Annotated in this window: 13 protein-coding genes; 6 read left to right on the forward strand and 7 right to left on the reverse strand. The window is 70.9% G+C overall.

The annotated features are described in order from the left end of the window. Nucleotides 1-78: 78 nt before the first annotated feature. Nucleotides 79-2,280, reverse strand: a complete 2,202-nt coding sequence (locus tag G6045_RS09300) for an MMPL family transporter (RefSeq protein ID WP_165331378.1) — start codon at nt 2,278-2,280, stop codon at nt 79-81. A 186-nt stretch (nt 2,281-2,466) separates the two neighbouring features. On the opposite strand from G6045_RS09300, the gene G6045_RS09305 reads away from it, so the two are divergent. Then, nucleotides 2,467-3,318: an AfsR/SARP family transcriptional regulator gene (locus G6045_RS09305; RefSeq protein ID WP_165331379.1), complete on the forward strand. Its 852-nt coding sequence runs from the start codon at nt 2,467-2,469 to the stop codon at nt 3,316-3,318. A 61-nt stretch (nt 3,319-3,379) separates the two neighbouring features. Here the strand turns inward: G6045_RS09305 and G6045_RS09310 are convergent, their stop codons facing one another. From G6045_RS09310 to G6045_RS09320, 3 genes are read right to left on the reverse strand one after another with little or no spacing between them, the layout of a single operon-like run. Then, on the reverse strand, nt 3,380-4,537 hold the full coding sequence (locus tag G6045_RS09310) for an acetyl-CoA C-acetyltransferase (RefSeq protein ID WP_165331380.1): 1,158 nt from the start codon (nt 4,535-4,537) through the stop codon (nt 3,380-3,382). 20 nt (nt 4,538-4,557) lie between these two features. Then, on the reverse strand, nt 4,558-5,145 hold the full coding sequence (locus tag G6045_RS09315; RefSeq protein ID WP_165331407.1) for a TetR/AcrR family transcriptional regulator: 588 nt from the start codon (nt 5,143-5,145) through the stop codon (nt 4,558-4,560). Between the two features lie 45 nt (nt 5,146-5,190). Beyond that, on the reverse strand, nt 5,191-6,015 hold the full coding sequence (locus G6045_RS09320; RefSeq protein WP_165331381.1) for an SDR family oxidoreductase: 825 nt from the start codon (nt 6,013-6,015) through the stop codon (nt 5,191-5,193). A gap of 52 nt (nt 6,016-6,067) precedes the next feature. Between G6045_RS09320 and G6045_RS09325 the strand changes: the two genes are divergently transcribed. Continuing rightward, nucleotides 6,068-7,264: an acyl-CoA dehydrogenase family protein gene (locus G6045_RS09325; RefSeq protein WP_165331382.1), complete on the forward strand. Its 1,197-nt coding sequence runs from the start codon at nt 6,068-6,070 to the stop codon at nt 7,262-7,264. Further along, on the forward strand, nt 7,261-8,217 hold the full coding sequence (locus G6045_RS09330) for an acyl-CoA dehydrogenase family protein (protein WP_165331383.1): 957 nt from the start codon (nt 7,261-7,263) through the stop codon (nt 8,215-8,217). Before G6045_RS09325 ends, G6045_RS09330 begins: the two co-directional genes overlap by 4 nt. A 39-nt stretch (nt 8,218-8,256) precedes the next feature. On the opposite strand, the gene G6045_RS09335 is transcribed toward G6045_RS09330, so the two are convergent. Next, nucleotides 8,257-8,601 carry a MerR family transcriptional regulator gene (locus G6045_RS09335; protein ID WP_165331384.1) on the reverse strand — a complete coding sequence of 115 codons (345 nt, stop codon included), beginning with the start codon at nt 8,599-8,601 and terminating at the stop codon, nt 8,257-8,259. Between the two features lie 69 nt (nt 8,602-8,670). Between G6045_RS09335 and G6045_RS09340 the strand changes: the two genes are divergently transcribed. The 3 genes from G6045_RS09340 to proP all read left to right on the forward strand — a co-directional run bounded on the left by G6045_RS09340 (nt 8,671) and on the right by proP (nt 12,105). Beyond that, nucleotides 8,671-9,600 carry an aldo/keto reductase gene (locus G6045_RS09340; RefSeq protein ID WP_165331385.1) on the forward strand — a complete coding sequence of 310 codons (930 nt, stop codon included), beginning with the start codon at nt 8,671-8,673 and terminating at the stop codon, nt 9,598-9,600. 104 nt (nt 9,601-9,704) lie between these two features. After that, nucleotides 9,705-10,496: a uracil-DNA glycosylase gene (locus tag G6045_RS09345; RefSeq protein ID WP_165331386.1), complete on the forward strand. Its 792-nt coding sequence runs from the start codon at nt 9,705-9,707 to the stop codon at nt 10,494-10,496. 109 nt (nt 10,497-10,605) lie between these two features. Further along, entirely contained in the window at nt 10,606-12,105 is a 1,500-nt protein-coding gene (gene proP, locus G6045_RS09350; RefSeq protein WP_165331387.1) for a glycine betaine/L-proline transporter ProP, read from the forward strand. 49 nt (nt 12,106-12,154) lie between these two features. On the opposite strand, the gene G6045_RS09355 is transcribed toward proP, so the two are convergent. Together G6045_RS09355 and G6045_RS09360 are read right to left on the reverse strand one after the other, a co-directional pair. After that, nucleotides 12,155-12,754, reverse strand: coding sequence for an LURP-one-related/scramblase family protein (locus G6045_RS09355; protein ID WP_165331388.1), 600 nt, complete (start codon nt 12,752-12,754; stop codon nt 12,155-12,157). A 124-nt stretch (nt 12,755-12,878) separates the two neighbouring features. After that, nucleotides 12,879-13,820, reverse strand: coding sequence for a helix-turn-helix transcriptional regulator (locus G6045_RS09360; protein ID WP_165331389.1), 942 nt, complete (start codon nt 13,818-13,820; stop codon nt 12,879-12,881). Nucleotides 13,821-13,870 lie beyond the last annotated feature (50 nt).

The raw sequence follows: 13,870 nt of genomic DNA on the forward strand, positions 1-13,870 counted from the left end.
CCCCGATTTATCTCGACATCAAGACACCGCGGCAGTCTCACACCGAGGAATCTTGACGTCAAGAGAGTTTGGTGGGGGTCACACCTCGGCCGGAGCGGGTGCGCGGGGCCGCTCCGGCTCCGGACGGGACTCCGTGAGGCCGAAGCGGACGTGCGCGGCCCGCATCCACGCCGGCCCCCACCAGTTCGCCCGCCCCGCGAGCCGCATGAACACCGGCACGAGCACCACCCGGATCAGGGTCGCGTCGACCAGGATCACCACCACCATGCCGATCGCCAGCATCTTGAGGAAGACGACCCCCGACGAGGCGTACGTCGCGAAGGACGCAGCCAGAATCACCGCCGCCGAGGTGATCAGCGGACCGCTGCGCTCCAGGCCGAGCGCGACCGCCGCGGTGGTGTCGCCGGTCCGGTCGTACTCCTCCTTGATACGGGAGAGCAGGAACACCTCGTAGTCCATGGACAGCCCGAACGCCGTGCAGAACATCAGGATCGGGATGGACGGTTCGATACTGCCGGTGGCCGTGAAGCCGAGCAGGCCGGACAGATGGCCGTCCTGGAAGATCCACACCAGCGTGCCGAACATCACCGCCAGGCTCAGGGCGTTGAGCACCATCGCCTTCGCGGGCAGCAGCACACTGCCGGTCATCAGGAAGAGGATGAGGAAGGTCACGGCGAGGATCAGGCCGAGCACCAGCGGCAGCCGGTCGGTCAATTCGGTGCGGAAGTCGGCCAGTTCGGCCGGATAGCCGGCGAGGCGCGCCTCGGCGCCGGCCGTCGAGCGGATGTCGGCGAGCACACGGTCGACCTCCCCTTCGAGACCCTCGTGCGTGGCGACGACCGAGTACCAGGTGCCCTGCCCTCCCTCGAAGCGATCCGACCAGGCGCCCGGTGCACGGATCTTGCGGCCTTCGGCGTACGAACCGGTGAGCGCGTCGACCTGGCGCACTTCGGGGATGCGGGAGAGCGCGAGCGCGCGCTCCTCGATCGCCGCCGGTGCGGCACCCGGGTCGAGCACTTGGATCGCGTCCATCTCCTCGGCGGCGAAGTTGTCCCGGATGTCCTGCTGCACGACCCGGCTCGAAGTCGACGAGGGCAGCACCCGCTCGTCGGGGGTGCCGAAGGTCAGGCCGAGCGCGGGCGCGGAGATCGTCAGCAGCACGGCGAGCGCCGAAACCCCGTACAGGACAGGGCGCTTCATCATCCGCAGCGCCGTACGCCGCCACCACCCGCCGGCCCGGGGAGCCTTGCGCCGGGCGATCCGGTGGCCGAGACGGGCGAGTGCGGCGGGCAGGATCACCAGGGCGGCGAACACCGAGGTCAGCACGGTGCCGATGCCCGCGTACGCGAAGGAGCGCAGGAACGGGAACGGGAAGAGCAGCAGGCAGGCCAGGGACACGACCACGGTCAGACCGCTGAAGGCGACGGTACGCCCGGCCCGCGCCACCGACTCCCTTACGGCATCGGGCACTTCGGCGCCGGACGCCAGCGCCTCACGGAAGCGGTTGATGACGAACAGGCTGTAGTCGACCCCGAGTCCGATGCCCATGACGAGCGTGAGGTTGGCCGCGAAGGTCGAGACGTCGGTGAAGAGGGTGACGATACGGAGCAGCGCCAGCGTTCCGATGACCGAGAACAGCCCCATGCCGAGGGTGAGCGCGGCCGCCGAGAAGCGGCGGTAGAGGGCGAAGAGCAGCAGGAGCACCAGCGGGATCACGATCAGCTCGGCCCGCAGGAAGTCCGCACGGGCCTGCTCGGCGGCCTGGCGGAACACCTCGTCGCCGCCACCGACCCGGACCTCGACCAGCTCGCCGTCCCGGGTGAACTCCGGTGAGAACTCCGCCAGTTCCGCCCGCGCCTCGGTGACCGTGCCCGCCATCCTGGCGATCACCAGCGCCTGACGGGCGTCCTCGGCGCGCATCACGGGCGAGTCGCCACGGCTCCAGTACGAGGCGGTCTCGGCCACCCCGTCCTGCGCGGCCAGCTCCTTCTCCAGCTCCCGCCCGGCCTCGGCGACCGCGGGTGTGTCGACGGTGCCTTCCTTGGCGGTGACCATCAGGAGCACCGACGGCGTGCCCGTGCCGAACTCCTTCTCCAGGACCGCCCGCGTCCGCACCGACTCCGAACCGGGGCTCTCGAAGCGGCTGAGGACCAGCTTGTCCATGGTCCCGGCGGCGAGGACGAGGGCGAGCAGGGTGAGGACGACGCTCGCCCACAGCGCGCGGCGCGGACGGCGGGCGAGGGCGGACCCCAGGCGGGCGAGGGGATCGCGAGGTTGCACGGCAGGTCTCCTGTACGGGAGCGGGCCCCGTGGGTACGGGAACGGTCGGCCCACCTTCGTCCGTATCGCTTCCAGGACCGCTGGAAGATCCACTGGAAGGAGCACGGGAGATCCGGGAACTGATCGGCGCCTGCCGGGAGTTGAGACTCAGAGACCGGAGACACCCGGCGGCGACCAGGGGGAGCGATGTCCGGAGTCCTGCTGCGCGAACGACAGGGCGGCCACGACTGCCGCGAGCACCCCGAGCGCTCCTCGGTCACGCTGCTCGGCCCCTTCACCGTGCACCGGGGCGGTGTGAAGGCCGCCCTGGGCCCGCCGAAGCAGCAGGCGCTGCTCGCGGTCCTGCTGCTTCAGCCCGGACGCACCTTGGGGCTGCGGCAGTTGACCGACGCACTGTGGGGCGAGCGGCCGCCCGCGCACACCAAGAATCTGCTGCAGAAGTATCTGTCGGGCCTGCGTCCCGCGCTCGCGGATCACGGGATGACGGTGGAGTGGACCGGGGCCGGATACCGCCTCGACCCGGGCGGGGCCTGCGTGGACCTGTACGCCTACGACCGGCTGACGGCGGCCGCCCGGACGGCGCTGGCCGCGGGCGAACCGGCCGGGGCGGCGCGGCTGCTCGACCAGGCACGGGCCCTCAAGACGGGCCCGCTGGCGGAGGGTCTGGACGCACCGCTCCTGGACCGGGAGCGGACGTTCACCCGGGCACGGCTGCTCGTCGACTTCGAACTGCGCGCCGAGATCGAGCTCGACCTGGGGCGGCACCGCGAGGCGATCCCGTACTTGGAGTGCCTGGTGCACAGCCATGAGCTGCACGAACGTTTCGTATGGCTGCTGATGCTCGCGCTCCACCGGGCAGGCCGTGACGGCGAGGCCCTGGCCGCCTACCGGACGCATCAGCGCCGGGTCGCGGCGGAGCTGGGCGCCGAGCCGGGCCGGGCGCTGCGGGACCTGGAGCTCGCGGTGCTGCGCCAGGATCCCGCGCTGGGGTCCGTCTCGGCCCTGGCGCCCGCTTCGAGGCCGAGGTCAGTCGCCTAGAGGCCGAGGTCCGTCGCCCAGCGAGCGGGCGGGCCCCGGAGGACCCGCCGTTCGTCCGTCGTCAGAGCCGCTCGATGATCGTCACATTCGCCTGACCGCCGCCCTCGCACATCGTCTGCAGCCCGAACCGCCCGCCCGTGCGCTCCAGTTCGTGCAGCAGCGTGGTCATCAGCTTGACGCCCGTGGCGCCAAGCGGGTGGCCGAGGGCGATCGCGCCGCCGTTGACGTTGACCTTGTCCGGGTCGGCGCCCGTCTCCTTGAGCCAGGCGAGGACGACCGGGGCGAAGGCCTCGTTGATCTCGACCAGGTCGATGTCGCCGATCGACATCCCGGTCTTCTTCAGCGCGTACGCCGTCGCCGGGATGGGCGCGGAGAGCATCCGGATGGGGTCCTCGCCGCGTACGGAGAGGTGGTGGATGCGGGCGCGCGGGGTCAGCCCGTGTTCCCGTACGGCCTGTTCGGAGGCGAGCAGCATCGCCGCCGCACCGTCCGAGACCTGTGAGGAGCAGGCCGCCGTGATGGTGCCGCCCTCGACCACAGGGTTGAGGCCCGCCATCTTCTCCAGGGAGGTGTCGCGGCGCGGCCCCTCGTCCACGGCCACGTCCCCGTAGGCGACGGTCTCGCGGGCGAAACGGCCCTCGTCGATGGCGGCCAGCGCCCGCTGGTGCGAGCGGAGGGCGAACTCTTCCTGGTCGCGCCGGCTGATCCCCCACTTCGTGGCGATCAGCTCGGCCCCGTGGAACTGATTGACCGGCTGCTTCCCGTACCGCTGCTGCCAGCCCACCGACCCGTGGAAGGGCCCGTCCGTGAGCCCGAGCGGCTCGCCCGCCTGCCGGGAGGCGAAGGCGATCGGGATCATCGTCATGTTCTGTACGCCGCCGGCGACCACCAGGTCCTGGGTCCCGGACAGCACGCCCTGCGCGGCGAAGTGCACGGCCTGCTGCGAGGAGCCGCACTGCCGGTCGATGGTCACGCCCGGCACCTCCTCGGGCAGCCCGGCCGCCAGCCACGCGGTGCGCGCGATGTCCCCGGCCTGCGGTCCGACGGTGTCGAGGCAGCCGAAGACCACGTCCTCGACGGCGGCGGCGTCGACACCCGAGCGCTCCACGAGCGCCTTGAGCACATGCGCGCCGAGATCCGCCGGGTGCACCTGGGACAGTCCGCCCTTGCGGCGCCCCACCGGTGTACGGACCGCTTCGACTATGTAGGCCTCGGCCATGACACAACTCCCTCAACAGGTCAGATACGTACGGCGATTCCGTCCAGGACCATCGACAGGTACTGCCGGGCGATCTCCTCCGGGCTGTGCTGCCCGCCCGGCCGGTACCAGGACGCGGCCACCCATACGGTGTCGCGCACGAAGCGGTACGTGAGCCGGATGTCCAGGTCGGAGCGGAAGACCTGGGCGGCGACCCCGCGCTCCAGCGTGCCCAGCCACGCCTTCTCGAACTTCTGCTGCGACTCGACGAGATACGCGAAGCGCTCCTGCTGGGCGAGGTGCCGCGACTCCTTCTGGTAGATCGCGACGGCCGCGCGGTGCCGGTCGATCTCGCGGAAGGACTCGGTGACGAGGGCCTCGATGGTCTCGCGCGGGCCGAGCCCGGCGGCGAGCACCTCGTCGTAGCCCTGCCAGAGTTCGTCGAGGAAGGAGGAGAGGATCTCGTCGAGGATCCCCTCCTTCGAATCGAAGTGGTAGTAGAGGCTGCCCGCCAGCATGCCCGCCTCGTCGGCGATCTTGCGGACGGTCGTGGCGTTGTAGCCCTGCGCGGCGAACACCTCCGCGGCGACGCCAAGGAGTTCACCGCGGCGGGCGGGCGAGGGGGTCACGTTCTTGCTGTCGTTCTGCTTCGGCACGCGTTCATTGTCCCGCCCCTATGCGTGCTGGCTGCTGACGGATACGACCTCGCCCGTCATGTACGAGGAGTAGGGCCCGGCCAGGAACACGATCACGTTGGCCACCTCCCACGGCTCGGCGTACCGCCCGAAGGCCTCGCGGGCCGTCAGCTCCTCGAGGAGCTCCGGCGTCGTGACCTTCACCAGGTGCGGATGCATGGCGAGGCTGGGCGAGACGGCGTTGACCCGCACCCCGTACTCGGCGGCCTCGATCGCGGCGGTCCGGGTGAGCGCCATGACGCCGGCCTTCGCGGCCGCGTAGTGCGCCTGTCCGGCCTGGGCGCGCCAGCCGATGACGGAGGCGTTGTTGACGATCACTCCGCCGGAGCCGGACTCCTTGAAGTGGCGCAGGGCCGCGCGTACGCAGCGGAAGGTGCCGTTGAGCGTGACGTCGAGGACGCGTGACCACTGCTCGTCCGTCATGTCGACGATCGCCGAAGTCCCGCCGAGTCCGGCGTTGTTGACGACCAGATCGAGCCCGCCGTGGCGTTCGGCGGCGTACGAGAACAGCGTCCGCACCTGGTCCTCGTCCGTCACATTGCACGGCACCGAGGCCACGCGGTCCGCCCCGAACTCCTTGGCCAGTTCGGCCTCGGACTCGGCGAGGCGGCGCTCGTGCGCGTCGCTGATGACGACGGACGCGCCCTCCTCCAGGAAGCGTCGGGCGGTCGCGCCCCCGATCCCCGCACCGGCCGCCGCGGTGATCACGGCGGTGCGTCCGTCGAGGAGCCCGTGGCCTTTCACGTACTGCGGCTTGTTGTCGGCCCCAAGCTTGTCGCCGGTCCCAGGCTTGTTGTCAGTCACAGCAGGAGGCTAACCTACCAAACACTTGTTAGGGAAGGGAGTTGGGCGGCCCGTGGACCTGGACGAATCACCCGAAGAGCAGGCGTTCCGTCAGGAGGCGAGGGAGTGGCTGCGCGCGAACGTCCCCTCGCAGCCGCTCATTTCGCTGGAGACGGAAGAGGGCTTCGCCCAACACCGCACGTGGGAGCGGCGGTTGTCCGAGGACCGCTGGTCGGTGGTGTCCTGGCCCGAGGAGTACGGGGGCCGCGGCGTGGACATCTTCCAGTGGCTGATCTTCGAGGAGGAGTACTACGCGGCCGGCGGACCCGCCCGGGTCTCGCAGAACGGCATCAACCTCCTCGCCCCCACGCTCCTCGACCACGGCACCCCGGAGCAGAAGCAGCGCATCCTGCCGTCGATGGCGAGCGGTGCGGTGATCTGGGCGCAGGCCTGGTCGGAACCGGAGGCGGGCAGCGATCTCGCCTCACTGAAGTCACGGGCCGTACGGACCGACGGGGGCTGGCTGCTCAGCGGCCAGAAGACCTGGTCGTCGCGGGCGGCGTTCGCGGACCGGGCCTTCGGCATCTTCCGCACGGATCCTGACGCGGACCGGCCCCATCGCGGCCTGACCTACCTGATGTTCGATCTGCGGGCCCCCGGCGTGACCGTCCGCCCGATCGGCCGCCTTGACGGCAAACCGGCGTTCGCGGAGCTCTTCCTGGACGAGGTCTTCGTACCGGACGAGGACGTGATCGGCGAAGTCGGCCAGGGCTGGCGTATCGCCATGTCGACCACGGGCAACGAACGCGGGCTCACGCTGCGCTCCCCCGGCCGTTTCATGGCGGCGGCGGACCGTCTCGTCGACCTGTGGCGCGAGCAGGGGAACCCCGCCGACACGGCCGCCAGGGACCGCGTGGCGGACGCGGTGGTCGGCGCCCGCGCGTACCAGCTGTTCACGGCGGCCAACGCGTCCCGCTTCGCCGCCGGCGGTGGGGGCACCCCCGCTCGAGCGGAGTCGAGAGTGGGGGACATCGGCGCGGAGTCCTCCCTGAACAAGGTCTTCTGGTCCCAGTACGACATCGCGCTGCACGAGACCGCCCTCGATCTCCTGGGCGCGGACGGCGAGTTGGAGTCCCACGACGGCCCGTACGACTGGGCGGAGGGCTATGTCTTCTCGCTCGCGGGCCCGATCTACGCGGGCACCAACGAGATCCAGCGCGACATCATCGCCGAGCGGCTGCTCGGCCTGCCGAAGGGACGGCGCACATGAGGTTCCTTTTGGACGACGAGCAGCGCGAGTTCGCCCGCAGCCTGGACGCGATGCTGACGGCCACGGATGTTCCTGCGGTCGTACGGTCCTGGGGCGCCGGGGACTTCACGGCCGGGCGGGCCCTGTGGTCGCGGCTCGCGGACGCGGGCGTCTTCGCGCTCGCCGTACCCGAGGCGTACGAGGGTGTGGGGCCGCTGCCCGTCGAACTGGCCGTCGCCTACGTGGAGTTGGGCCGCCATGCCGTACCGGGACCGGTCGTGGAGACCGCGGCGGTCGCCGGGCTCCTGGCGGCGACCGGCGACTCCGCGCATGCCAAGCAGCTCCTGCCGGGCATCGCCTCCGGTTCCGTGATGGCGACAGTCAAGGCGCCGGGCGGCCCGTACGCCCTGGACGCGGAAGCCGCCGACCTCACCATCACCTTCGCGGACGGCGGCCTGCACACCTGCACCGGACACGGCCCGACCCACCGTTCCGCCGACCCCGCCCGCCGGCTGACCGAACCGGGCGCGCCCGCCGAACTCCTCACCCAGGACCGCGCGGCCTTCGCGGCCACCGACGCCTGGGGCACGCTCGCCGCGGCCGCGCAGGCGCTCGGGGTGGGCCGGGCGCTGCTCGACCGTACGGTCGCGTACGTGAAGCAGCGCAAGCAGTTCGGGACCGAGATCGGCACGTTCCAGACGGTGAAGCACCAGCTGGCGGACACGCTGGTGAAGCTCGAGTTCGCGACCCCGCTCCTGTACGGCGCGGCCCTCACCATGACCCGCGCCGACCTCGCCGCCGCCAAGCTCACGGCCTCGGAGGCGGCGTATCACGCCTCGCGCACGGCGCTCCAATTGCACGGCGCGATCGGGTACACCGAGGAGCTGGACCTGTCCCTGTGGATCCGCAAGGCGCAGGCCCTGCGCACCGCTTGGGGCACGCCGAGCGCGTGCAGGAAGCGGGTGCTGGCCTGAGCGGCCCGGGCCCTTCAGACTTGGGCGGCCCCGGGCCCTTCAGGCCCGGGCGGCAGCCACCAGCTCCGCGAGCGACTCACGGGTGAGCGCGAGCCGTTCCATCTCCTGGTCCACGCGCGAGAGTTGCTCGAGGACCAGCGGGCTCAGGCACGGCTCGATCTCCTGCTCGCTGCCGCAGACGCACTCGATGATCTCGGCGATGATGCGCGTGGACAGGCCCGCGTCCAGGAAGCGGCGGATCCGCCGGACGGTCGCGGGGGCGTCCACTCCGTACACCCGATGGCCGCCGGGCGTCCGGGTGGACGCCAGGAGCCCCTGCTCCTCGTAGTAGCGCAACAGCCGTACGGAGACACCGGTCTCGGCAGCGAGCTGCCCGATCTTCATCCCGTCCACTGTGACCCCCCTCACAGACACTTGAACCTCACATCGGTGTGAGCTCATAGCGTCCCTGCCATGACGAACACCACGCACAGCACGCAGCCCACGCAGCCCTCCCGGCTCACGGCCGAGAACCCTACAACCGTCCTGCTCGGCGGTGATCTTCCCGTCCGCCGCCTGGGATACGGCACCATGCGCCTCGCCGACGGCCCCGGCGACCCCACCGGACCCGAAGCCCGCATCTGGACCGCGCCCGCCGACCGTGACGCGGCGATCGCTCTGCTCCGTACCGCCGTCGAGCTCGGCGTCCAGCTGATCGACACCGCGGACGCCTACGCGCTCGGCGCGGGCGAGGAGCTGATCGCCGACGCGCTGCACCCGTACCGCGACGACCTGATGATCGCCACGAAGGTCGGCGTCGTCCGCCCGTCCCCCACGGAATGGGTGCCGCTCGGGCACCCCGCGTATCTGCGTCAGCAGACCGAGCTGAGCCTGCGCCGGCTGCGTACGGACCGCATCGACCTGCTCCAGCTGCACCGCATCGACCCCGCCTACCCGGTGGCCGAGCAGCTCGGCGCGCTCAAGCAGCTCCAGGAGGAGGGCAAGGTGCGGCATATCGGCCTGTCCGAAGTGACCGTCGAGCAGATACGCGAGGCCGAGGAGACCGCGCCCGTCGCGAGCGTCCAGAACCTCTACAACCTGGCCACGCGCGGCCACGAGGACGTGGTCACGTACACCGCCGGGCAGGGCATCGCCTTCCTGCCGTTCTTCCCGGTCGCCATGGGCGCGCACGCCGCACCCGGCGGCCCGCTCGACACGATCGCCCACGAGCTGGGCGCCACCGCCGCGCAGACCGCGCTCGCCTGGCTCCTTCACCGCTCCCCGACCGTGCTGCCCATCCCGGGCACGACGTCCGCGGCCCATCTGGCCGAGAACGTCGGGGCGCTCGAAGTCGCCCTCGACGCCGAGCAGTTCGCGCGGATCGAGGCGGCGACCCAGGGGTAACGGCCCCTGGACGGCCCGGCTCGTCCGCGTGCCGTACACATGGAGGCCTGGTCAAGGGGCATACGGTCCTGCGGTGACGTCGGCGGGAAGGGAGGCCACGGAGGATGGACGACAGGGATGCTCCCCCGCCCGGCAGTCCCGCGTTTCCCGGCCACCAGGCCGCCGCCTGCCGCACCGTCGATGAGCTCGACCTCGCGGTCACGGACTGCCATGCGTGCCCCCGGCTCGTGGAGTGGCGCGAGCAGGTCGCCCACACCCGTCGGGCCGCCTTCAAGGACGAGCGGTACTGGGGCCGCCCCGTCCCCGGCTTCGGTCCGTCGGACGCGCGCCTCGCCGTCGTCGGACTCGCCCCGGCCGCGCACGGCGGCAACCGCACCGGCCGGATGTTCACCGGCGACCCTTCGGGCGACTTCCTGATGGCCGCTCTGTACGAGGTGGGCCTCGCCTCGCAGCCCACCTCGGTCGCCGCGGACGACGGACTGCGCCTGTACGGAGTGCGCCTGTCGTCACCCGTGCACTGCGCGCCTCCGGACAACCGCCCCACACCCCAGGAGCGCGACACCTGCCGGCCCTGGCTGGCCCGTGAACTGGAACTGCTTCGCCCCACCCTGCGCACCGTCGTCGTCCTCGGCGGCTTCGGCTGGCAGGCCCTGCTCCCGGTGCTCGCCGCCGCGGGATGGCGGCTGCCGCGGCCGCGCCCGGCCTTCGGCCATGGCGTCCGGTTCACCGCGTACGACCCGGTCGACGGGCGCGAGCTGACCGTCCTCGGCTGCTACCACCCCAGCCAGCGCAACACCTCGACCAAACGCGTGACCCTGCCGATGCTCGTCGACGTCCTGCGCCACGCGGCCGGACCGGCCGGACTGGCGGGACCACGGCCGGACGGGAAAGGCTGAGGCACAAAACACACCTAAAGCGGTTGCACGGTGCATCTTGCCGGGATCTTCGGGTAAGCGGGCTCCGTCGGCCCGCTCAGCGGGTGCCCCCTCAGTGAAAGGTCACTCCATGTCCTCCGACGGCCACGAGACCGAGGCCGATCCGCAGGCCCGCAGACGGCACCGCCTTCTGTTCCGTGCGCTCGAGCGTCGCCGCAACCCCCGCCTGCGCCGCACCGACATCACGATCACGGACCAGGCGGCGGTCAAACGTGCCGTGAAGGCCGCTTCCCTCGGCAATGCCATGGAGTGGTTCGACTTCGGCATCTACAGCTATCTCGCGGTCACCCTCGGCCATGTCTTCTTCCCCTCGGGCAACGACACCGCCCAGTTGCTCTCGTCGTTCGCGACCTTCGCCGTGGCCTTCCTGGTGCGGCCCCTCGGCGGCATGGTGTTCGGGCCCATGGGCGACAAGGTCGGCCGCAAGAAGGTGCTCGCCCTCACCATGATCATGATGGCGGTCGGCACCTTCGCGATCGGCCTCATCCCCTCGTACGACAGCATCGGCTTCTGGGCGCCCGTCCTGCTGATCCTCTTCCGTCTGGTGCAGGGCTTCTCGACGGGCGGCGAGTACGGCGGCGCCTCGACCTTCATCGCGGAGTACGCGCCGGACAAGCGCCGGGGCTTCTTCGGCAGCTTCCTGGAGCTGGGCACGCTGGCCGGCTACGTCGGCGCCGCGAGCCTGGTCACCGCGATGACCGCCGTGCTGGGCAGCGAGGGCATGGAGGACTGGGGCTGGCGCGTGCCGTTCCTGGTCGCCGGGCCGCTCGGCCTGGTGGGCCTGTATCTGCGGCTGCGGCTCGACGAGACCCCGGCCTTCCAGAAGCTGGAGGACTCCTCCACGTACAAGGCCTCCGATGCCGCCTCGGCGGTGGAGACCTCCGCGAAGGGCGATCTGAAGAAGATCTTCAAGCAGTACTGGGGCACCCTCGTGCTGTGCATCAGCCTGGTCGGCGCGTACAACATCGTGAACTACATGCTGCTTTCGTACATGCCGACCTATCTCTCCGACGAGATGCACTACAGCGAGAGCCATGGACTGCTGCTCCTGGTGGGCACCATGATCGTGCTGATGCTGGTGATCAACCAGGTCGGCCGGCTCTCGGACCGCTTCGGCCGCAAGCCCCTGCTGACGGCGGGCATGCTCGGCTTCTTCGTGCTCTCGATCCCGGCCTTCGCCCTCGTGCAGCAGGGCAGCCTGGCCGCGGTCTCGGCCGGCATGCTGATGCTCGGCTTCTCCCTGGTGTGCCTGCTCGGCACGATGTCCGCGGCCCTGCCCGCGCTGTTCCCCACGCAGGTGCGCTACGGCGGCCTCGCCGTCGGCTACAACCTGTCGGCCTCCCTGTTCGGCGGCACCACGCCCCTGGTCGTCACCGCACTCATCCAGGTGACCGGGACCGACATGCTCCCGGCGTTCTACGCGATGGGCGCGGCGCTCGTCGGCCTGGTGGCCATCGCCTTCATGAAGGAGACGGCGCAGCAGCCGCTCGAGGGCTCGCCGCCCTCGGTGGAGACGCCCCAGGAGGCGGCGGAGATCGCCGAGGCGCAAGCGCCGGCAGGCCGTATCTGAGCGGACGGCACCTGCGTGGGCGCCCTCAGCCGGGACTGCCGTGGGCGCCCTAGCGGGACTGCAGGGCGTCCAGCGCGACCGCCTGCGCGATGACCAGACGCCGGTCGAGGCCCGGATCGGTGATGTCCACCAGGTACTTGTCGCGCAGGGCGAACTTCTTCGTCACCGAGAAGGACGGCGCGCCGTCCGAGGTGAAGGTGAAGTGGTACGGCCAGGCGAACGGCACCGAGTTGAGGAACGGGATGAACTCCCAGACGCGGCGCACCACGGCAAGCGCCGCGTTGCTCTCCTCGCCCTTGGCCTTGGGCGCACCCGGCTGTTCCAGCTGCCAGGTGGAGCGCAGCAGTGAGCGCTTGAAGAGCTTGCGGAACGAGCCGAGTGTGCCGCCGCCCGGGACCGTGACGTCGTATGTGGCGCCCACATCCACGATGTTGCGGGCCCGGAACTCGGCGAACACCTGCTCCTTGGACGCGTCCGTGTAGAGCGTCACCTTCTCCTTGAAGGCCATCCGCTTCTGCTGTGCGAACGCCACCAGGTCGCCCTCCGAGCCGTCGGGGGCCTGGGTGTGCACCTCGTACTGGTTGACCATGAACCGTACGCGCTGGCGTATGAGCAGCCGGTTGTGCTTCTGCAAGGTCTGAGCATCCATCGACGGGTCTCCAGTCAGTGATGAGAGCGGCCGAAGCCGCGGCGGACTCGGCTGGACACAAGGGGTACTTGGAAGCCGAGTCCCCCGTTGCCGCGGGATCAGTGAAGGGAGGCCCGCGTTCCGGTCAGGGCGCGCCCAGCGTCCGGTGCGGCGCCTGCCCGTAGGTCTCGCGGTAGTGGGACGCGAACCGGCCCGGATGGTAGAAGCCCCAGCGTGCGGCGACCTCGGTGACCGTGACCCCGTCGCCGGGCCCCGCGGCGGCCAGCTCGCGATGGGCGTGGGCAAGGCGCACCCGGCGCAGGTGGGCCAGCGGCGTGGTGTCCAGATGGCGGCGGAACGCGTACTGCAGGGCGCGCGGGGTGACATGGGCGGCCGCGGCGATCTCCGCGACGGTGACCGGCTGATCGGCGTGGTCGTCGATGTAGGCGAGGGCACGGCGCAGTGTGGCCGTGTGCGCGTCGACGCGGTCGCGCACCGCCCCCTCACCGCGTGCGGTGTGCGGGAACGCGTACAGCACACTCGCGGCGAGGTGCTGCGCCGCCGTCGAGGCCACCAGGGGTTCGTCGGCGACGGCCGCGTCGGCGAGGACATGGTCGCGCAGATAGGCGATGGCCCTGGCGAGCTGCCGGGAGGCGGCAGCCGGGCCGGGCCGGTGACCCGTCAACTGCACCGGCTTGCCCGTGAGCTGGGCCAGCAGCTCGGGGTCGAGCATGGCGATGGTGTAGCGGGCCTCCTGGATCCGCCCGGCGTACGGCAGTTCGGGCGGGGCGAGCAGCACGGCGTCCCCGGGGCCGAAGGCCTCGTCGTCGACGCCGGCGAAGGAGTGGTCCTGGATCGTGCCCTCGTGCACGACGCACACGCATATCCTGCCGAGCGGTGTCGCCGAGTAGCTCAACTCGCAGGCGAGATCGATCTCGTCGACGCTCACCGCGCCGATGCCCGTGCGGGAGATCCTGGCGCGGTGGGAGCCCGGTGTACCGCCGCCGATGCTCATCCTGGCGTACGCGCGGCAGAGGAAGTCCTCGGTCGTCGCCACGTCGTCGCTCTCGAAGGTCAGCGTCTCCACAGATGTGAAGATGCCACACCTGAACGTCCCCATGCCTCGCTCATGCCGGG

The organism is Streptomyces mesophilus, from assembly GCF_011044995.1.
GTDB classification, from domain to species: domain Bacteria; phylum Actinomycetota; class Actinomycetes; order Streptomycetales; family Streptomycetaceae; genus Streptomyces; species Streptomyces mesophilus.